Source organism: Variovorax sp. ISS6 (genome assembly GCF_056523145.1).
Genome location: NZ_JAWRZC010000001.1, coordinates 513,580 through 530,728 on the forward strand (window position 1 = coordinate 513,580; position 17,149 = coordinate 530,728).

General features: G+C 66.8%; 26 protein-coding genes. 3 read left to right on the forward strand and 23 right to left on the reverse strand.

Annotation, left to right across the window (positions count from 1 at the left end; all coding sequences use genetic code 11):
• Positions 1–9 precede the first annotated feature (9 nt).
• The 16 genes from AC1HIL_RS02305 to rplN form a co-directional block, all read right to left on the reverse strand.
• Complete coding sequence (locus AC1HIL_RS02305; protein ID WP_057593154.1) at positions 10–999, reverse strand: DNA-directed RNA polymerase subunit alpha; 990 nt, start codon at positions 997–999, stop codon at positions 10–12.
• A gap of 145 nt (positions 1,000–1,144) precedes the next feature.
• Positions 1,145–1,768, reverse strand: coding sequence for a 30S ribosomal protein S4 (rpsD, locus tag AC1HIL_RS02310; protein WP_057593153.1), 624 nt, complete (start codon positions 1,766–1,768; stop codon positions 1,145–1,147).
• Between the two features lie 130 nt (positions 1,769–1,898).
• Positions 1,899–2,303, reverse strand: a complete 405-nt coding sequence (rpsK, locus tag AC1HIL_RS02315; protein ID WP_009124825.1) for a 30S ribosomal protein S11 — start codon at positions 2,301–2,303, stop codon at positions 1,899–1,901.
• Between the two features lie 13 nt (positions 2,304–2,316).
• Positions 2,317–2,682 (reverse strand): 30S ribosomal protein S13, encoded by a 366-nt coding sequence (rpsM, locus tag AC1HIL_RS02320; RefSeq protein ID WP_013544105.1) that lies wholly within the window; start codon positions 2,680–2,682, stop codon positions 2,317–2,319.
• 23 nt (positions 2,683–2,705) lie between these two features.
• The gene (gene rpmJ / locus AC1HIL_RS02325) at positions 2,706–2,819 is read right to left on the reverse strand and encodes a 50S ribosomal protein L36 (protein WP_038201958.1); all 114 of its coding nucleotides are present in this window, start codon (positions 2,817–2,819) and stop codon (positions 2,706–2,708) included.
• 51 nt (positions 2,820–2,870) lie between these two features.
• Positions 2,871–4,184 (reverse strand): preprotein translocase subunit SecY, encoded by a 1,314-nt coding sequence (secY, locus tag AC1HIL_RS02330; RefSeq protein WP_057593152.1) that lies wholly within the window; start codon positions 4,182–4,184, stop codon positions 2,871–2,873.
• Positions 4,185–4,216: 32 nt separating this feature from the next.
• Positions 4,217–4,648 carry a 50S ribosomal protein L15 gene (rplO, locus tag AC1HIL_RS02335; RefSeq protein WP_057593151.1) on the reverse strand — a complete coding sequence of 144 codons (432 nt, stop codon included), beginning with the start codon at positions 4,646–4,648 and terminating at the stop codon, positions 4,217–4,219.
• 11 nt (positions 4,649–4,659) lie between these two features.
• Entirely contained in the window at positions 4,660–4,845 is a 186-nt protein-coding gene (rpmD, locus tag AC1HIL_RS02340) for a 50S ribosomal protein L30 (protein WP_057593150.1), read from the reverse strand.
• 35 nt (positions 4,846–4,880) lie between these two features.
• A complete protein-coding gene (gene rpsE, locus AC1HIL_RS02345; RefSeq protein WP_057593149.1) occupies positions 4,881–5,399 on the reverse strand; it encodes a 30S ribosomal protein S5 in 519 nt (172 codons plus the stop codon).
• Between the two features lie 18 nt (positions 5,400–5,417).
• Entirely contained in the window at positions 5,418–5,783 is a 366-nt protein-coding gene (gene rplR / locus AC1HIL_RS02350) for a 50S ribosomal protein L18 (protein ID WP_057593190.1), read from the reverse strand.
• 14 nt (positions 5,784–5,797) lie between these two features.
• Positions 5,798–6,331 (reverse strand): 50S ribosomal protein L6, encoded by a 534-nt coding sequence (gene rplF, locus AC1HIL_RS02355; RefSeq protein ID WP_057593148.1) that lies wholly within the window; start codon positions 6,329–6,331, stop codon positions 5,798–5,800.
• Between the two features lie 24 nt (positions 6,332–6,355).
• Positions 6,356–6,751 carry a 30S ribosomal protein S8 gene (rpsH, locus tag AC1HIL_RS02360; protein ID WP_057593147.1) on the reverse strand — a complete coding sequence of 132 codons (396 nt, stop codon included), beginning with the start codon at positions 6,749–6,751 and terminating at the stop codon, positions 6,356–6,358.
• 20 nt (positions 6,752–6,771) lie between these two features.
• The gene (rpsN, locus tag AC1HIL_RS02365) at positions 6,772–7,077 is read right to left on the reverse strand and encodes a 30S ribosomal protein S14 (RefSeq protein WP_057593146.1); all 306 of its coding nucleotides are present in this window, start codon (positions 7,075–7,077) and stop codon (positions 6,772–6,774) included.
• Between the two features lie 8 nt (positions 7,078–7,085).
• Complete coding sequence (rplE, locus tag AC1HIL_RS02370; protein WP_057593145.1) at positions 7,086–7,625, reverse strand: 50S ribosomal protein L5; 540 nt, start codon at positions 7,623–7,625, stop codon at positions 7,086–7,088.
• Positions 7,626–7,636: 11 nt separating this feature from the next.
• A complete protein-coding gene (gene rplX, locus AC1HIL_RS02375) occupies positions 7,637–7,969 on the reverse strand; it encodes a 50S ribosomal protein L24 (protein ID WP_057593144.1) in 333 nt (110 codons plus the stop codon).
• Positions 7,970–7,982: 13 nt separating this feature from the next.
• Positions 7,983–8,351, reverse strand: coding sequence for a 50S ribosomal protein L14 (gene rplN / locus AC1HIL_RS02380; RefSeq protein ID WP_057593143.1), 369 nt, complete (start codon positions 8,349–8,351; stop codon positions 7,983–7,985).
• Positions 8,352–8,576: 225 nt separating this feature from the next.
• On the opposite strand from rplN, the gene AC1HIL_RS02385 reads away from it, so the two are divergent.
• Positions 8,577–9,761 carry an esterase-like activity of phytase family protein gene (locus AC1HIL_RS02385; protein ID WP_296734160.1) on the forward strand — a complete coding sequence of 395 codons (1,185 nt, stop codon included), beginning with the start codon at positions 8,577–8,579 and terminating at the stop codon, positions 9,759–9,761.
• Entirely contained in the window at positions 9,758–10,615 is an 858-nt protein-coding gene (gene proC, locus AC1HIL_RS02390; protein ID WP_479671057.1) for a pyrroline-5-carboxylate reductase, read from the forward strand. The genes AC1HIL_RS02385 and proC overlap by 4 nt, the downstream gene beginning before the upstream one ends.
• Before the next feature lie 6 nt (positions 10,616–10,621).
• Here proC and AC1HIL_RS02395 read toward each other — a convergent pair whose 3' ends face one another.
• The 6 genes from AC1HIL_RS02395 to AC1HIL_RS02420 form a co-directional block, all read right to left on the reverse strand.
• Positions 10,622–11,137 carry a MaoC/PaaZ C-terminal domain-containing protein gene (locus tag AC1HIL_RS02395; RefSeq protein WP_479671058.1) on the reverse strand — a complete coding sequence of 172 codons (516 nt, stop codon included), beginning with the start codon at positions 11,135–11,137 and terminating at the stop codon, positions 10,622–10,624.
• A gap of 25 nt (positions 11,138–11,162) precedes the next feature.
• Positions 11,163–12,062, reverse strand: coding sequence for a 4-hydroxybenzoate octaprenyltransferase (gene ubiA / locus AC1HIL_RS02400; RefSeq protein ID WP_057593139.1), 900 nt, complete (start codon positions 12,060–12,062; stop codon positions 11,163–11,165).
• The gene (locus AC1HIL_RS02405) at positions 12,059–12,640 is read right to left on the reverse strand and encodes a Dps family protein (protein WP_057593138.1); all 582 of its coding nucleotides are present in this window, start codon (positions 12,638–12,640) and stop codon (positions 12,059–12,061) included. The genes ubiA and AC1HIL_RS02405 overlap by 4 nt, the downstream gene beginning before the upstream one ends.
• Positions 12,641–12,797: 157 nt before the next feature.
• A complete protein-coding gene (locus tag AC1HIL_RS02410; protein ID WP_057593137.1) occupies positions 12,798–13,763 on the reverse strand; it encodes a LysR substrate-binding domain-containing protein in 966 nt (321 codons plus the stop codon).
• Positions 13,764–13,837: 74 nt separating this feature from the next.
• Positions 13,838–14,233 (reverse strand): tautomerase family protein, encoded by a 396-nt coding sequence (locus AC1HIL_RS02415; protein WP_057593136.1) that lies wholly within the window; start codon positions 14,231–14,233, stop codon positions 13,838–13,840.
• Between the two features lie 31 nt (positions 14,234–14,264).
• Positions 14,265–15,068 carry an SDR family NAD(P)-dependent oxidoreductase gene (locus tag AC1HIL_RS02420; protein WP_261212920.1) on the reverse strand — a complete coding sequence of 268 codons (804 nt, stop codon included), beginning with the start codon at positions 15,066–15,068 and terminating at the stop codon, positions 14,265–14,267.
• 190 nt (positions 15,069–15,258) lie between these two features.
• Here AC1HIL_RS02420 and AC1HIL_RS02425 point away from each other — a divergent pair, with 190 nt between their 5' ends.
• Positions 15,259–16,203 carry a GlxA family transcriptional regulator gene (locus AC1HIL_RS02425; protein ID WP_479671059.1) on the forward strand — a complete coding sequence of 315 codons (945 nt, stop codon included), beginning with the start codon at positions 15,259–15,261 and terminating at the stop codon, positions 16,201–16,203.
• Positions 16,204–16,212: 9 nt separating this feature from the next.
• Here AC1HIL_RS02425 and AC1HIL_RS02430 read toward each other — a convergent pair whose 3' ends face one another.
• Positions 16,213–17,145, reverse strand: a complete 933-nt coding sequence (locus AC1HIL_RS02430; protein WP_479671060.1) for a LysR substrate-binding domain-containing protein — start codon at positions 17,143–17,145, stop codon at positions 16,213–16,215.
• Between the last annotated feature and the right edge of the window lie 4 nt (positions 17,146–17,149).

Sequence of the window (17,149 nt, forward strand, 5' to 3'; positions counted from 1 at the left end):
TTAAAAAAATCAACGCTTGTCGAGGCCGGCCGGCGGCCAGCTTTCGAGCTTCATACCCAGGGTCAGGCCGCGCGAGGCGAGCACTTCCTTGATTTCGTTGAGCGACTTGCGACCCAGGTTCGGGGTCTTGAGCAGCTCGTTCTCGGTACGCTGGATCAGGTCGCCGATGTAGTAGATGTTTTCGGCCTTCAGGCAGTTGGCCGAACGCACGGTGAGCTCGAGCTCGTCGACCGGGCGCAGCAGGATCGGGTCGAACTGCTGTGCGCTGCGCGGTGCCGGAGCATCGAACGCGGCCAGTTCGCCGCCTTCGAGCTGCGCGAACACGGCGAGCTGCTCGACCAGGATCTTGGCCGAGGCGCGCACGGCGTCTTCGGCGGTGATCGCGCCGTTGGTCTCGATTTCGACCAGCAGCTTGTCGAGGTCGGTGCGCTGCTCGACGCGGGCGCTTTCGACGGTGTAGCTCACGCGCTTCACGGGCGAGAACGAAGCATCGAGAACGATGCGGCCGATCGACTTGGTCGGCTCGTCCGCATAGCGGCGCATCGTGCCGGGCACGTAGCCGCGGCCCTTCTCGACCTTGATCTGCATGTCGAGCTTGCCGCCTTGCGACAGGTGGGCGATCACGTGGTCGGGATTGATGATCTCGACGTCGTGCGGGGTCTGGATGTCCGATGCCAGGACCGCGCCTTCGCCGTCCTTGCGCAGGCTCAGCGTGACTTCATCGCGGTTGTGGAGCTTGAACACCACGCCCTTGAGGTTCAGCAGGATGTTGACGACGTCTTCCTGCACGCCATCGATCGACGAGTACTCGTGCAGAACGCCGGCGATCGTGACTTCGGTGGCCGAATAACCGACCATGGACGACAGCAGCACGCGACGCAGCGCGTTGCCGAGCGTGTGGCCGTAGCCGCGCTCGAAAGGCTCGAGCGTCACCTTGGCCTTGTTGGCCGCGAGTTGCTCGACCTGGATGGTCTTGGGTTTCAGCAGGGTGGTTTGCATGCAGACTTCCTCTCAATACCCCCGGCTCGTTACACCGGTAAGGCTGGTGAAGCGCCTGGCCCGCAGCGCGCGTGCGGCACGAACCAGGAACGGGAACAACAAAAACAGGACTCCCGCCGCCGCTTGCGCGGTGCGGGAGTGGAAATCAACGCGAATACAGTTCGACGATCAGCGATTCGTTGATGTCCGCGGCGAACTCGTCGCGATCCGGGACCTTCTTGAAGGTGCCTTCGGCCTTGTCGGCATTCACGTCGACCCAGCCGGGGATACCGACTTGCTGGGCGAGTTGCAGCGCTTCGACGACGCGGTTCTGCTTCTTCGACTTCTCGCGCACGGCGATCACGTCGCCGGTCTTCACCAGGTACGACGGGATGTTGACCGACTGGCCGTTCACCGTGATCGCCTTGTGCGACACGAGCTGGCGCGCTTCGGCGCGGGTCGAGCCGAAGCCCATGCGGTAGACGACGTTGTCCAGGCGCGACTCGAGCAGGAACAGCAGGTTGGCGCCGGTGTTGCCACGGCGGCGATCGGCTTCTTCGAAGTAGCGGCGGAACTGCTTCTCGAGCACGCCGTACATGCGCTTGACCTTCTGCTTCTCACGCAGCTGCAGACCGTAGTCCGAGGTGCGCTGACCCGAGGTGCGGCCATGCTGGCCGGGCTTGGAGTCGAACTTGGCCTTGTCCTGGATCGAGCGGCGGGCGCTCTTCAGGAACAGGTCGGTGCCTTCGCGGCGGGAGAGTTTGGCCTTGGGGCCGAGGTAGCGTGCCACGTCTTTTCCTTTGTTTGCTGCCGCAGTCGCCTGCGGGAGCCATCGACAACAGAGTGCCGATGGCGGTGGGCTTAGTTAAAAAACAAATGCGCAGCCGCTTTGAAACGGCTGCGCCTGAGGGGGCTGACGCTCAGATGCGACGACGCTTCTGGGGGCGGCAGCCGTTGTGCGGAACGGGCGTCACGTCGGCAATGGAATTGATCCGGATGCCGAGCGCAGCCAGTGCGCGCACCGACGATTCGCGACCGGGGCCGGGGCCCTTGATCTCGACGTCGAGGTTCTTGATGCCTTGTTCGACAGCAGCACGGCCGGCCACTTCGGAAGCGACCTGCGCGGCGAACGGGGTCGACTTGCGCGAGCCCTTGAAGCCCTGGCCACCCGACGAAGCCCACGACAGGGCGTTGCCCTGGCGATCGGTGATCGTGATGATGGTGTTGTTGAACGAGGCGTGCACGTGGGCGATGCCGTCCGCAACGTTCTTGCGAACCTTCTTGCGAACGCGCTGTGCGGCGTTGTTGGCAGGAGCTTTAGCCATGCTGTTTCAATCCTTACTTCTTCAGGGACTGCGCTGCCTTGCGCGGACCCTTGCGGGTGCGGGCATTGGTGCGCGTGCGCTGGCCGCGCATCGGCAGGCCGCGACGATGACGGAAGCCGCGGTAGCAGCCGATGTCCATCAAGCGCTTGATGTTCATCGTCGTCTCGCGGCGCAGGTCGCCTTCGATCGTGAACAAGGCGATCTGGTCGCGGATCTTCTCGAGATCGGCGTCGGTCAGATCCTTGATCTTCTTCGAATATTCGATGCCGCTCGCTTCGCAGATCTGACGGGCGCGGGTGCGACCGATACCGAAGATGGCGGTCAGGCCGATCTCAGCGTGCTTGTGCGGCGGAATGTTGATGCCAGCAATACGTGCCATGTGCGTCCTCTAATACTCTTTGATCAACCCTGGCGCTGCTTGTGGCGCGGGTCGGTACAGATCACGCGCACCACACCCTTGCGGCGGATGATCTTGCAATTACGGCAGATGGTTTTGACCGAAGCCGAAACTCTCATTTCACTCTCCTAAATCTCTGTTCAACCGGCGGGGGGACGGTGCCCTGTGCCTTACGAAGTCTTGAAATTGGCCTTCTTCAGCAGCGACTCGTACTGCTGGGACATCATGTAGTTCTGCACCTGGGCCATGAAGTCCATCGTGACGACCACGATGATCAACAGGGAGGTACCGCCGAAGTAGAACGGAACGTTGTACTTCAGGATCAGGAACTCGGGCAGCAGGCAGACGAAGGTGATGTACACCGCGCCAGCCAACGTCAGGCGAACCAGGATCTTGTCGATGTAGCGCGCCGTCTGGTCACCCGGGCGGATGCCCGGAATGAACGCACCGCTCTTCTTCAGGTTGTCGGCGGTCTCGCGGCTGTTGAACACGAGGGCCGTATAGAAGAAGCAGAAGAACACGATCGCGGCGGCATACAGCAGCACGTAGATCGGCTCGCCCGGGCGCAATGCGCTCGCCACGTCCTTGATCCAGCGGAACCCGCCTTCGCCGGTGCTGAACCAGCCCACCACCGTCGCCGGCAGCAGAATGATCGAGGACGCGAAGATCGGCGGAATCACGCCGGCCATGTTCAGCTTCAGCGGCAGGTGCGACGACTGGCCGCCATACACCTTGTTGCCGACCTGGCGCCGCGCATAGTTCACGAGGATCTTGCGCTGGCCGCGTTCGACGAACACCACGAAGTAGGTGACCAGCACCACCACCGCGACGATGAACAGCGCGATGATCACGTTCATGGCGCCGGTACGCACCAGCTCCAGCAGACCGCCGATGGCGTTCGGCAGGCCGGCCGCGATACCCGCGAAGATCAGGATCGAGATGCCGTTGCCCAGGCCGCGTTCGGTGATCTGCTCGCCGAGCCACATCAGGAACATCGAACCGGCCGTCAGGCTCACCATGGCGGTGATGCGGAAGCCGAAGCCGGGCGAGATCACCAGGCCGGCCGACGACTCGAGCGCCACCGCGATGCTGAACGACTGGAACAGCGCCAGACCCAGTGCACCGTAGCGGGTGTACTGCGTGATCTTGCGACGGCCCGCCTCGCCTTCCTTCTTCAATTGCTCGAAGCTCGGAAGCACGTAGGTCATCAGCTGCATGATGATCGACGCCGAGATGTACGGCATGATCCCCAGCGCAAACACCGTGAAACGCGACAGCGCGCCACCCGAGAACATGTTGAACAGGCTCAGGATGCCGCCCTGCTGCCCCTGGAACAACGCCGCGAGCTGGTCGGGGTTGATGCCGGGCACGGGAATGTGCGCGCCGATCCGGTAGACCACGAGCGCGAGCAGCAAGAAGACCAGCCGGCGACGCAGGTCGCCGAACTTGCCCGTCTTTGCGATCGTTGCCGCGTTAGTTGCCACGAGGAGCTTCTTTCAGTCCGAAGGTCTGTCGATCAGGCGACGCTGCCGCCGGCCGCTTCGATCGCGGCCTTGGCACCAGCGGTGGCACCGACGCCCGTCAGCTTGACGGCCTTGGTGAGTTCACCGGTCTTGATGACCTTCACCACCTTGGCGAGCTGGCCCACGAGGCCGGCTTGCTTCAGGGCGAGCACGTCCACTTCGGCCAAGCCGAGCTGCTCGAGAGCGGCCAGCGTGACTTCGGCGTTGAACTTGAGCGATTGCGACTTGAAGCCACGCTTCGGCAGGCGGCGCTGCAGCGGCATTTGACCGCCTTCGAAGCCGACCTTGTGGAAACCGCCTGCGCGCGACTTCTGGCCCTTGTGGCCGCGACCCGAGGTCTTGCCCAGGCCGGAACCGATACCGCGGCCGACACGGCGCTTGGCGTGCTTGGCGCCATCCGCCGGCTTGATGCCATTGAGTTCCATGTCAGTCTCTCTTACAGAACTTTGACCAGATAACTGATCTTGTTGATCATGCCGCGCACCGCGGGGGTGTCCTGCAGCTCGCTCACGCTGTTGAGCTTGCGCAGACCCAGGCCACGGACGGTGTCCCGGTGCGATTGCTTGGTGCCGATCGGGCTCTTGACCAGTTGCACCTTCAGGGTTTGTTGTTGCGTCGTCATTTGAATGCTTCCTTCAGCCTTGCAAGAGCTCGCGCTCAGGCGAAGAGTTCTTCGACGGTGAGGCCGCGCTTGGCAGCCACTTCGGACGCGGTCGTCGAGTTCTTCAACCCGTCGAGCGTGGCACGAACCATGTTGTAGGGATTCGACGAACCATGGCTCTTGGCCACGATGTCGGTGATGCCCATGACTTCGAACACGGCGCGCATCGGGCCGCCGGCGATGATGCCGGTACCCTTGGGGGCCGGGTACATCACGACCGTCGAGGCACCGTGGTGACCCTGCACCTGGTGATGCAGCGTGCCGTTCTTGATCGGCGCCTTGAACAGGTTGCGACGGGCTTCTTCCATCGCCTTCTGCACGGCGGCGGGCACTTCCTTCGACTTGCCCTTGCCCATGCCGACGCGGCCATCGCCGTCACCGACCACGGTCAGCGCCGCGAAACCGAGGATACGACCACCCTTCACCACCTTGGTGACGCGGTTGATCGCGATCATCTTCTCGCGCAGACCGTCCTCGGGGCCTTCGTTCTGCGTTCTTGCCTGAATCTTTGCCATTTTGAATCTCGTGTCCGGTTAGAACTGCAGGCCGGCTTCGCGGGCCGCATCGGCCAGCGCCTTGACGCGGCCGTGGTACGCGAAACCTGCGCGGTCGAAGGCAACCTTCTCGACGCCGGCAGCCTTCGCCTTTTCGGCGATGCGCTTGCCGATGGCCGTGGCCGCAGCGGTGTTGCCGCCCTTGCCCGAGCCGCCGAGCGCGGTGCGCACTTCGGCTTCGGCGGTGGAGGCCGTGGCCAGCACCTTCGAGCCGTCGCCGGAGATGACGGTCGCGTAGATGTGCAGGTTGGTGCGGTTCACGGTCAGGCGAGCCACGCCCTGCGTCGCGATGCGGATGCGGGTCTGGCGCGAACGGCGGAGACGCTGTGCTTTTTTGGTCAACATCATTTTGCTGCCCCTTACTTCTTCTTGGTCTCTTTGATCACGATCTTCTCGTCCGCATAGCGGATACCCTTGCCCTTGTAGGGCTCGGGCGGACGAACGGCACGGATCTCAGCGGCCACTTGGCCGACGCGCTGGCGGTCGGCACCCTTGATCACGATTTCGGTCGGGGTCGCGGTGGCCACCGTGATGCCTTGCGGCATGTCGATGTTGACCGGGTGCGAGTAACCGACTTGCAGATTCAGCTTGGAACCCTGGGCGGCGGCCTTGTAGCCCACGCCGATCAGGTTGAGCTTCTTCTCGAAGCCCTTGGTCACACCGACCACCATGTTGTTCACCAGCTGGCGGATCGTGCCGCTCATCGCATTCGCTTCGCGCGAATCGTTGGCGGGCTCGAAGTTCAGCTTGCCGTCCTTGCTGACGACGTTGACCAGCGCGTTGCGCGCGAGGCTGAGCGAACCGCCCGTGCCCTTGACGCTGATCTGGTCTTCCTTGATCTGCACATCCACGCCTTGGGGGATGGCGACCGGCGATTTTCCTACTCGGGACATTTCAGTTTCTCCTCGATGTCTCGGTCAGGCGACGTAGCACAGCACTTCGCCACCGACACCGGAGGCGCGCGCCTTGCGGTCGGTCATCACGCCCTGGGGGGTCGTGACGATCGCAACGCCGAGGCCGTTCTGGACTTGCGGAATGGCCGAGCTGGCCTTGTAGACGCGCAGGCCGGGGCGGCTCACGCGTTCGATGCGCTCGATCACCGGACGACCGGCGTAGTACTTCAGCGAAATCTCGAGCTCGCTCTTGCCGGCTTCGGTCTTGACCTGGAAGCCGTCGATGTAGCCCTCGTCCTTCAGGACTTGTGCGATCGCGATCTTCACCTTGGAAGACGGGACCGACACGGTGGGCTTCGCCACCATCTGCGCGTTGCGGATACGCGTCAGCAGGTCGGCAATGGGATCACTCATGCTCATGTTGTTTGCTCCTGCCTGGCTTACCAGCTGGCCTTGATGACACCGGGGATGTCACCGTTGAATGCCAGTTCGCGGATCTTGGCGCGGGCCAGACCGAATTGACGGAAGGTGCCGCGCGGACGACCGGTGATTTCGCAACGGTTGCGTTGACGCGTGGGGTTCGCGTTGCGCGGGAGCTTTTGCAGTGCCAGGCGGGCGGCTGCGCGCTCTTCTTCGGTCTTCTTGAGGTCGTTCGAGGCGGCCTTCAGTTCGGCGTGCTTGGCGGCGAACTTGGCAACCAGCTTGTCGCGCTTGAGTTCGCGCTGGATCAAAGATGCTTTAGCCACGGATCACCTCAGTTCTTGAACGGGAAACGGAAGCCGGCGAGCAGCGCCTTGGCTTCTTCATCGGTCTTGGCCGTCGTCGTGATGCTGATGTTCAGACCACGCAGGGCGTCGACCTTGTCGTACTCGATCTCGGGGAAGATGATCTGCTCTTTCACGCCGATGTTGTAGTTGCCACGACCGTCGAATGCACGACCCGAGATACCGCGGAAGTCGCGCACGCGGGGCAGGGCCACGGTGACGAAGCGGTCCAGGAATTCGTACATGTGCACGCCGCGCAGCGTGACCATGCAGCCGATGGGCTGGTTCTCGCGGATCTTGAAACCGGCGATGGCCTTCTTCGACTTGGTGACCACGGGCTTCTGGCCGGCGATCTTGGTCAGGTCGGCGACGGCGTTGTCGAGGACCTTCTTGTCGGCGACGGCTTCACCCACGCCCATGTTGAGCGTGATCTTGGTGAGGCGGGGGACCTGCATCGGCGAGGTGTAGCCGAACTTCTCGGTCAGGTCTTTCGCGATCTTTTCGCGATAGTGTTGTTGGAGACGTGCCATCTGAGTACCTCTTAGGCGATCTTGATTTCTTCGCCGCTGGACTTGAAGACACGCACTGCGACGCGCTTGCCTTCGGCATCCTGGCTCACCTTGATGCCCACGCGATCGGCCTTGCCGGTCGCGGCATTGAAGATCGCCACGTTGGATTGGTGAATCGGCATGGCCTTCTCGACGATGCCACCGGTCGTGCCCTTGAGCGGGTTCGGCTTGGTGTGCTTCTTGACGAGGTTGATGCCTTCGACGAGCACGTGCGAGTCGTCCTTGCGCAGCGTGACGACGCCACGCTTGCCCTTGTCGCGGCCGGCCAACACGATGACCTGGTCGCCTTTGCGAATCTTGTTCATGGCGTTGTTGTCCTCAGAGAACTTCGGGGGCCAGCGACACGATCTTCATGAACTTCTCGGTGCGCAGTTCGCGCGTCACCGGTCCGAAGATGCGGGTGCCGATCGGCTCCAGCTTGGCGTTGAGCAGCACGGCGGCATTGCCGTCGAACTTGACGAGCGAGCCGTCGCCGCGGCGGATGCCCTTGGCGGTGCGCACGACCACGGCGCTGTAGATCTCGCCCTTCTTGACGCGACCACGCGGAGCGGCTTCCTTGACGCTGACCTTGATGACGTCGCCCACGCTGGCATAACGCCGCTTGGAGCCACCGAGCACCTTGATACACAGGACGGACTTCGCGCCTGTGTTGTCGGCCACTTCGAGCCGGGATTCAGTTTGGATCATTTCTTGATATTCCCAACTTGTACCAATGCGCGGCCCGGAGGGATTCGCGTGTCTCGCATCGGTCAGTCTTGGGCCCGCCGTCCGCGCCTCGAACCACTCGAAGCGCTTCCCGTTTGGGCTGAAATCTTCGCCTTTTTGAAGCGAAGCCCGCGATTGTGGCACCCGGCTGCGTCGATGTCAACTGCCTTCTTCGGGCCACCTGCCAAGACACTAGACTCGGGCCCCGTGCGCCCTCCAGCCTCCACCCCCTCCTTCTCGACCACCCGCCGCCTCGTGCTGGGCGGCCTCGCGGGGGCGGCCGGCGCCCTGGCGCTGGGCACGGCCGGCTGCGGCAGCCCGGCAGCCATGCCCGCCTCCGGCCGGCTGCGCCGCCTCGCGGAAGCGCGCTGGCCGCACCGGCTCTCCATCGGCGGCACGCCGGCGGGCGGACTCTCGGGCATCGACTTCGACGCCCGCACAGGTGAGTACCTGCTGCTGAGCGACGACCGGTCGGATCTGGCACCCGTGCGCTTCTATATGGCGCGCTGGCCCGCGCCCTGGAGCGCCGCGCCCGAAGCCACCGGTGTCGTCGAACTGCAACGCCCGGGCGGCGGCCCCTGGCCTTCGCGCCGGCAGGCCATCGCCGGCCTGCCGGTGCCCGACCCCGAATCGCTGCGCCTGCGGCCCGACACCGGCACCGTGCTGTGGAGCAGCGAGGGCGACCTCGCGCGCGGCTTCGGGCCCGCGCTCTACGAATCGGCGCGCGATGGCCGCTTCCTGCGCGAGTTCGAACTACCCGCCATGTTCCGACCCGACCCGGCCCAGCGCCGCGGCCCGCGCGACAACCTCGCCTTCGAGGGCCTCGCGCTCACGCCCGACGGCCGCACGGCCTGGCTGGCGATGGAGAACGCGCTGATCCAGGACGGCCCCGTGCCCACGATCGACGCCACCGGCGGCCCCTGCCGCTTCACGCGCATCGACCTGGCCAGCGGCCGGGCGACCGGCCAGATCGCCTACGTGCCCGACGCGATCCCCCTGCGTCCGCTGCTGCCGGGCACCTATGCCGACAACGGCGTGAGCGAGGTGCTGATGATCGACGCGCACCGCCTGCTGGTGCTCGAGCGCGCCTACGCGGCCGGCACCGGGAATTCGCTGCGCCTCTATGAAATAGACACCCGCGGCGGCGGCGACGTGCTGGGCCTGGAGGCGCTGGCGCCGGGCAACCACCGCCCGGTCGCCAAGACCCTGGTCGCCGATTTCTCCCGGCTCGGGGCCGACAACGGCCTCTCGCGCCTCGACAACAGCGAGGGCATGTGCTGGGGCCCGCCGCTGCCCGGTGGCGGGCGGACGCTGATGATCGTCAGCGACGACAATTTCAACCCGCTGCAGATCACGCAGTTCGCCGCCTTCGAATTCATCGACCGACCATGACCATCGCCGCCACCTTCCTGCCCCGCAACGCCCCCGCGCCGCTGCCGCCCGTCGCCTTCATCGGCGGCGGCAACATGGCCAGCGCCATCATCGGCGGGCTGATCCAGCAAGGCACGCCGGCCGCCTCGTTCGAGGTGGTCGAACCCTTCGAGGAGGCGCGCGCCCGGCTGTCCAACACCTTCGGCATCGCGGCCCAGCCGGCCGCCAGCGAGGCGCTCGCGCACTGCGCGGTGGTGGTCTGGGCGGTCAAGCCTCAGACCTTCGCCGAGGCCACGCGCCCGGTGCGCGCCTTCGCCGGGAACGCGCTGCACCTGAGCGTGGCCGCGGGCATCCCGTCCGACAGCATCGCCCGCTGGCTGGGCACCGAGCGCGTGGTGCGCGCCATGCCGAACACGCCGGCGCTGGTCGGCCAGGGCATGACCGGGCTGTTCGCGCGCCCCGGTGCCGACGGCGCCGACCGCGCGCTGGTCGGCCAGCTGCTGGCGCCCACCGGCGAGCTGATCTGGGTCGACCAGGAGCCCGCGCTCGACGCCGTGACCGCGATGTCGGGCTCGGGCCCGGCCTACGTGTTCTATTTCATCGAGGCCATGACCGAGGCCGGCATCGAGATGGGCCTCGCGCCCGAGCAGGCGCAGCGGCTGGCGATCGGCACCTTCACCGGCGCCTCGGCGCTGGCCGACAGCGCGCACGAGCCGCCCGCGGTGCTGCGCGAGCGCGTGACTTCCAAGGGCGGCACCACCTACGCGGCGATCAGCGCGCTGCAGCAGGCCGACGTCAAGGGCCAGTTCAAGACCGCGATTCGCGCGGCGCAGAAGCGCGCGGCCGAGCTCGGCGAGGAATTCGGCCGCGGCTGAGGGCCGTCAGGCCGGCGGCGCGTCGAAGGTGCCCGCCAGCGCGCGCGGGCCGAGGAAGAACAGCCAGTCGGCCGCCAGCGTGACGGTGCCGTCCTCCAGCTCGAGCTGCAGCGCTTCCTTCAGCAGGAAGCTGTCGCCGGGCTTGGGCGTGACCTCCGCGATGCGCACGCGCGCCCGGAAGCGCGCGCCCACCGGCATCGGCCGCACGAAACGCAGGCGGTCGAAGCCGTAGTTCAGCGCATGGTTGGTGTCGAAGGGCAGCAGGCTGCGCATCGCCTCGCCGCTGAGCTTGATCAGGTGCGAGACCTGGAAGAAGCCCTGCACGATGGCGCCGCCGTAGCCGGCCTCGCGCGCCGCGCGCTCCGGATCGAGATGGATCCACTCGCCCTCGCCGTCGCCCGAGAGTTCGGCATAGCGCGCCACCATGTCCTGCGTGATGCGGTGCCACTCCGAATGGGCTTCGCGGCCGATCCGGGCGCGCAGCTGCGCCAGCGTGGCCTGGGTGTCGGGCGCGGGCTGCATGCGGTCTCGTTTCCGGGGCCGCGGATCAGCGCAGGCCGTAGCCGGCCACCACGCCGGCGAAGACCGCGAAGCCCAGCCAGTGGTTGAGCCGGAAGGCCTGGAAGCAGCCTTCGCGCGTGCGATCGCGGATCAGCCGCCAGTGCCAGGCCGCCTGCCCCGCCGCGATCGCGATCGCGAGGTAGAACGCGACGCCGAGCCCGCGGCTCGCGCCGGCCCAGGTCCACACGGCGAGAAAGACCGCATAGCTCGCCATCACCGCAGCCACGTCGAAGCGGCCGAAGGTGATGGCCGAGGTCTTCATGCCGATCTTGAGGTCGTCGTCGCGGTCGACCATCGCGTACTCGGTGTCGTAGGCCAGCACCCAGAACAGGTTGCCCGCCAGCAGCCACCAGGCGAAGGCCGGCACCGTGGCCTGCACGGCCGCGAAGGCCATCGGAATGCCGAAGCTGAACGCGATGCCGAGCACCGCCTGCGGGATCGACACGAAGCGCTTCGCATAGGGATAGACCAGCGTGACCGCGAGCGCGGCGAACGACCAGTACACCGTGACCCGGTTGGTCGTGAGCACCAGGCCGAAGGCCACCAGCGCGAGCACCGCGCCGAGCAGCAGCGCCTCGCGCACCGAGATCTCGCCGCTGGTCACGGGCCGCTGCGCGGTGCGCTTCACATGGCGGTCGAAGTCGCGGTCGGCCACGTCGTTGACGCAGCAGCCCGCGCTGCGCATGAGGATCGTGCCGAGCACGAACACCGCGACCAGGTGCCAGCCCGGCCAGCCGTCGGCCGCGAACCAGAGCGCGCCGAGGCTGGGCCACAGCAGCAGCAGCCAGCCCGCGGGACGGTTCCAGCGGATCAGGTCGAGGTACACGGCAAAACGCCCGCGGCGTGGCGCGGGCGTGAGGCCGTGGGGAGCGGTGCCGGGGTTCAATCCTCGAGCAGCGAACGCAGCATCCAGGCGGTCTGGTCGTGCACCGTGCAGCGCGCGGTCAGCATGTCGGCCGTCGGATCGTCGCCGGCTTCCTCGGCCACGGGGATGAATTCGCGCGCGATGCGCGACACGGTCTCGTGGCCCTTCACGAGGATGCGCACCATCTCCATCGCCTTGGGCGGGTCCTGCGGCACGTCGGGCACGGTGGCGATCTTGCTGAACTCGGCGTACGAGCCCGGCGCGTAGTGGCCCAGCGCGCGGATGCGCTCGGCGATCACGTCGGTCGAGTTCCACAGCTCGGTGTACTGGGCCATGAACATCGCGTGCAGCGAGTTGAAGTGCGGACCCGTCACGTTCCAGTGGAAGTTGTGGGTGGTGAGGTAGAGCGTGTAGGTGTCGGCGAGCACGCGGCTCAGGCCTTCGGCGATGGCCGCGCGGTCCTGGCGCTCGATGCCGATGTTGATGATCGGCGCATTGCGGCTGCCGGACTCCTGCGCGACCACCGCGCCGCCCTTCTTGGGCACCTTGCCGGCGGAGGAAGCGGGAGAGGGCTTGGTTTTCTTGGGAGCTTTGGCCATGGCAAAAGATCTTTCTTCAAGTTGGGAGTGACACCGGAATTCTCGAAGCCGGCGCGCGGCTTCGCAACAGCGTCACTCTATCGCAGCGTTCGAGATTCCAGGCTTGCGGCGGCGTAGGCCGAGGTCGCGAATTCGCCTGCTCCCGCGCCACATCAGTTCAGGAGAGCCGCTTCACGCCCGGCAGTTCGCAGGCATAGATCGCGTTGCGCAGCGCCGCGATCGCCTCGTAGCGCGTGAAGGTGCGCCGCCATGCGAGCACCACGCGGCGCGTGGGCGGATCGCGGTCCTGCGCATCGCGCACCGGCAGGTAGCGCACCATCTGCTCGGACTCCTTGCGGCCCTTGCCCCTGGGCTTGAGCGCCTCGGCCGGCACCGACAGCCGCGGCACCAGCGTCACGCCCATGCCCGAGGCCACCATGTGCTTGATGGTCTCGAGCGACGAGCCCTCGAAGCTCTTGCGGATGCCCTCGGCATTGCTCGAGAAGCGCGCGAACTCGGGGCAGACCTCGAGCACGTGGTCGCGAAAGCAGTGGCCCGTGCCCAGCAGCAGCATGGTCTCGCTCTGCAGTTCTTCGGAGGTGATCGACTCGCGGTCGGCGAACTTGTGCTTGACCGGCAGCGCCGCCACGAAGGGCTCGTCGTACAGCGGCGCCATCGCGAGGCCGGTGTCGGGAAAGGGCTCGGCCATGATCGCGCAGTCGATCTCGCCGGCGCGCAGCATCTCGAGCAGCTTGACGGTGAAGTTCTCCTGCAGCACCAGCGGCATCTGCGGCGTGCGCGAGATCACCTGGCGCACGAGGTCGGGCAGCAGGTAGGGCCCGATGGTGTAGATCACGCCGAGGTTCAGCGGCCCGGCCAGCGGGTCCTTGCCGCGCTTGGCGATCTCCTTGATGCTGGCCGCCTGGTCGAGAACGCTCTGGGCCTGCTGCACGATCTGCTCGCCGAGCGGCGTGACCGTGACTTCGCCGGCGCTGCGCTCGAAGAGCTTGACTTCGAGTTCGTCCTCGAGCTTCTTGATGGCCACCGAGAGCGTGGGCTGGGACACGTAGCAGGCTTCGGCCGCCTTGCCGAAATGGCGCTCCCTGGCCACGGCAACGATGTATTTGAGTTCGGTGAGGGTCATAGCTTGCGTCAATTATGCGCAAGGCACCGTGACCGCTCGCCGTCAGGGGTCGGGCGCCGCCGAAGCGGCGCGCGTCAGGACTCCCCGGGCGTCCAGTCCGGGCTGTAGCCGCCGAGCGTGGGGTGGTACATCTCGTCGCCCGTGTGCTGCGTGAACTCGACGTTGAGCCGGTCCTCGCGCAGGCCCAGCAGCTCGATGCAGTGGGCGCACAGCGCCTTGGCGAGCGCCATGCGCAGCTCGGGCGGGCGGCCCTGGCGGATGTCCAGCATCATCAGCGAGACCGGCACCGGCGGGCCTTCCGGGTCGGGAATGCGCCAGAGCCCGCCCTCGCCGAGCTCGCGCACCGCGACGCTGATGCGGCGGATGTCCACCGACATCATCTCGGCGTAGGTGCGGCTCATGCGTTCGGCCAGGCGCTGCTTGAGCTCGCTCGGGTAGTGGTCGTTGACGTCCAGTTGAAGGTACGGCATGCGGGGCTCCTGAAAAGAAAGAAAAGAGGGCTCAGCGCGCCAGACCATAGCGCGCGGCCGGGACGGCATTGGCGAACTTCGGCGCCAGCGCACGGCGATCGGCTTCCCACTGCGTCCACCGCTCGCCCTCGTGCAGGCCCGGAATGGTCACGCGCTCGCCCGCGTCGAGGCCCGCCAGCGCGGCGTCCACCAGGTCCGCGGCCGACATGGTGCTGGCCGATTCCTTCTGCGGCGCATAGCCCGCGACGTCCCAGAACTCGGTGGCCGTGGCGCCCGGCATCACGGTCTGGATGCGCACGCCCTTGTCGCCCAGGTCGCGCTGCAGCGTGTGGCCGAAGCCGATCACATAGGACTTCGACGCGCTGTAGACGCCGTTGAGCATCTCGACCGCGACGCCGACCACCGAGGCGATGTTGACGATCGTGCCGGCCTTGCGCCGCACGAACGCGGGCGCCACGGCATAGCTCAGGCGCGTGAGCGCCGTGACGTTGAGCGCGATCATGTGCTCCATGGTGTCGGCATCGTCCGCGAGGATGGACGCGACCGAGCCGATGCCGGCGTTGTTGACCAGCATCGTGAGGGACTCGTCGGTGCGCAGCACTTCCTCGACGCGCGAGCGCGCCGCCGGGTCGGTCAGGTCGGCGACGAGGGTCGTGATGTGGCGGCCGGTGGCGGCGCGCAGTTCGTCCGCCAGCGCGCGCAGCCGCTCGCCGTTGCGGGCCACCAGGATCAGGTCGTGGCCGCGCCGGGCCAGGCGGTCGGCGTAGACGGCACCGATGCCGGTGGAAGCGCCCGTGATCAGCGCGGTGCCTGGGGAGGTCGTGGAAGAGGTCATGGAATTCACCTTGGAAGAGAGCGGGCCGGCGGGCTGCCGGCGCCTGGAAGTCATCGTAGAAATCGCACCGGATTTCCTCAATGTCATAGATGCAAGGTTTTAGGACACGAACCGGCAGCACCGCGCGAAGCGCCGCAGAATGGCGCGCTTGCACGACATGCAAGTTTTCAGGTCACTCGAGGAGCGCGAAATGCACAGCGTCGGATTGCTCGTCTACCCCGGCTTCCAGTCCCTGGCCCTGGCGGTGGCCACGGCCTTCGAATACGCCAACCTGATGCACGGTTCGGCGGCCTACGACTTCGCCGTGGTGTCCGAACCCGGTGGCGCGGTGGCCTCGTCGCAGGGCTTCGCGGTGCAGACCGAGGCCTGGGGCGAGCGCACCTTCGACACCCTGATCGTGGCGGGCGACAACGAGTGCCGCCTGCCGCCGCGCAGCCTGATCGAGCAGGTCCGCGCCTCGGCCGCACGCTCGCGCCGCATGGCCTCGATCTGCACCGGCGCCTTCGTGCTGGCCGAAGCGGGTCTGCTCGACGGCCGCAAGGCGACCACCCACTGGCTGCATGCGCGCGCCTTCAGGGAGCGCTATCCGCGCGTGCAGATGGAGGAAGACCGCATCTTCGTCATCGACGGGCCGGTCTGGACCTCGGCCGGCATGAGCGCGGGCCTCGATCTCGCGCTCGCGGTGATCGAGAAGGACCTCGGCCGCAAGCTGGCGCTGACGATCGCGCGCAAGCTGGTCATCTACCAGCGCCGCGGCGGCGGCCAGTCGCAGTTCTCGACCCTGCTCGAGCTCGATGCCAGGTCCGACCGCGTGCAGACGGCCCTGGCCTATGCCAGGGAGAACCTCGCCTCCGACCTGTCGGTGGAGGTGCTGGCCAACGCGGCGCACCTGAGCCCGCGCCAGTTCAGCCGCGTGTTCCGGGAGGAGACCGGCCAGCCGCCGGCCAAGGCGATCGAGCGGCTGCGCGTGGAGGCCGCGCGCCTGATGATGGAAACCAGCCGCCACCCGATCGAGGTGATCGCGCGCGAAACCGGGTTCGGCGACCGCGAGCGCATGCGGCAGGCGTTCCTGCGCGCCTTCGGGCAGCCGCCGCAGGCGATCCAGCGCATCTCGGCCAACGCCGAGCTGGTGTAGCCGGCGGCTTCAGCGCCGGTACGGCCGGATCACCTCGAGGTCCGACGCGATCACCGCGCGCACCTGGTCCGCGAAGGCGCTCACCAGCCGCGAATCCGGTGCATCGGGTGGCAGCAGCAGCGCGAGCCGCACCGGGATCGCGGGCACGAAGGCGCGCACCGCGAGTTCGAGGTTGCGCCGCTCCTCGAGCGCCGCCAGCGGATTGAGCACGCTGACGCCCAGGCCCGCGGCGACCAGCGCGCAGACCGAGGCACCGAGGTCCGACTCCAGCACCGTGCGCGTGCGGGCGCCGGCGGCCGCCAGCACGCGGTCGATGCGTTCGCGCGGCGCGCTGCCGAGCGGGAACGAGACGAAGGCCTCGCCCTCGAGGTCGGCCGCCGCGACCTGCTTGCGCTTCGCGAGCCGGTGCCCGATCGGCAGCACGGCCACGCAGTCCATGGTCAGCAGGGTCTGGACCTGCATGCCCGGCACGTCGTCGCCGTAGAGGATGACCAGGCCGAGCTCGCACAGGCCCGAGCTGACCCAGGTGTTGACGGTGGCGGCCGCGCCCGAGTGGATGGTGAGCAGGGTCTCGGGATGCTCGGCCTTGAACTGCGCGACGGCCTTGCTCAGCAGCCCGCCCGCGATCCGCGGCATGGCGGCCACCGCGAGCCGGTCGCCGCCGAAGGAGCGGATGTTCGAGGCCGCGCCCTCCAGGCCCTCGAGCCCGACGAAGGCCTTCTCCACGTCCTGGAAGAAACGCTTGCCGTCGAGCGAGGGCAGGAGGCGCGTGCCGCGGCGCTCGAACAGCAGGAAGCCGACGATGGCCTCGAGCTGCGACACCAGCCGGCTGACCTGGGGCTGCGAGGTGTGGAGCCGGCGCGCGGCCTCGGTCATCGAGCCCGTCTGCATGACGATGCGGAAGGCCTCGATGTGCTTGAGCGTCATGCGGCGGGTCGTCATATCA

Excerpts from the sequence above, each read along its gene's own strand:
- AC1HIL_RS02305 (WP_057593154.1), bottom strand. The coding sequence starts at position 999 with ATGCAAACCACCCTGCTGAAACCCAAGACCATCCAGGTCGAGCAACTC.
- rpsK (WP_009124825.1), bottom strand. The coding sequence starts at position 2,303 with ATGGCTAAAGCTCCTGCCAACAACGCCGCACAGCGCGTTCGCAAGAAG.
- rpsM (WP_013544105.1), bottom strand. The coding sequence starts at position 2,682 with ATGGCACGTATTGCTGGCATCAACATTCCGCCGCACAAGCACGCTGAG.
- rpmJ (WP_038201958.1), bottom strand. The coding sequence starts at position 2,819 with ATGAGAGTTTCGGCTTCGGTCAAAACCATCTGCCGTAATTGCAAGATC.
- rplO (WP_057593151.1), bottom strand. The coding sequence starts at position 4,648 with ATGGAACTCAATGGCATCAAGCCGGCGGATGGCGCCAAGCACGCCAAG.
- rpmD (WP_057593150.1), bottom strand. The coding sequence starts at position 4,845 with ATGACGACGCAACAACAAACCCTGAAGGTGCAACTGGTCAAGAGCCCG.
- rpsE (WP_057593149.1), bottom strand. The coding sequence starts at position 5,399 with ATGGCAAAGATTCAGGCAAGAACGCAGAACGAAGGCCCCGAGGACGGT.
- rplR (WP_057593190.1), bottom strand. The coding sequence starts at position 5,783 with ATGTTGACCAAAAAAGCACAGCGTCTCCGCCGTTCGCGCCAGACCCGC.
- rplF (WP_057593148.1), bottom strand. The coding sequence starts at position 6,331 with ATGTCCCGAGTAGGAAAATCGCCGGTCGCCATCCCCCAAGGCGTGGAT.
- rpsH (WP_057593147.1), bottom strand. The coding sequence starts at position 6,751 with ATGAGCATGAGTGATCCCATTGCCGACCTGCTGACGCGTATCCGCAAC.
- rplE (WP_057593145.1), bottom strand. The coding sequence starts at position 7,625 with ATGGCACGTCTCCAACAACACTATCGCGAAAAGATCGCGAAAGACCTG.
- rplX (WP_057593144.1), bottom strand. The coding sequence starts at position 7,969 with ATGAACAAGATTCGCAAAGGCGACCAGGTCATCGTGTTGGCCGGCCGC.
- rplN (WP_057593143.1), bottom strand. The coding sequence starts at position 8,351 with ATGATCCAAACTGAATCCCGGCTCGAAGTGGCCGACAACACAGGCGCG.
- proC (WP_479671057.1), top strand. The coding sequence starts at position 9,758 with ATGACCATCGCCGCCACCTTCCTGCCCCGCAACGCCCCCGCGCCGCTG.
- AC1HIL_RS02395 (WP_479671058.1), bottom strand. The coding sequence starts at position 11,137 with ATGCAGCCCGCGCCCGACACCCAGGCCACGCTGGCGCAGCTGCGCGCC.
- AC1HIL_RS02405 (WP_057593138.1), bottom strand. The coding sequence starts at position 12,640 with ATGGCCAAAGCTCCCAAGAAAACCAAGCCCTCTCCCGCTTCCTCCGCC.
- AC1HIL_RS02410 (WP_057593137.1), bottom strand. The coding sequence starts at position 13,763 with ATGACCCTCACCGAACTCAAATACATCGTTGCCGTGGCCAGGGAGCGC.
- AC1HIL_RS02415 (WP_057593136.1), bottom strand. The coding sequence starts at position 14,233 with ATGCCGTACCTTCAACTGGACGTCAACGACCACTACCCGAGCGAGCTC.
- AC1HIL_RS02420 (WP_261212920.1), bottom strand. The coding sequence starts at position 15,068 with ATGACCTCTTCCACGACCTCCCCAGGCACCGCGCTGATCACGGGCGCT.
- AC1HIL_RS02425 (WP_479671059.1), top strand. The coding sequence starts at position 15,259 with ATGCACAGCGTCGGATTGCTCGTCTACCCCGGCTTCCAGTCCCTGGCC.
- AC1HIL_RS02430 (WP_479671060.1), bottom strand. The coding sequence starts at position 17,145 with ATGACGACCCGCCGCATGACGCTCAAGCACATCGAGGCCTTCCGCATC.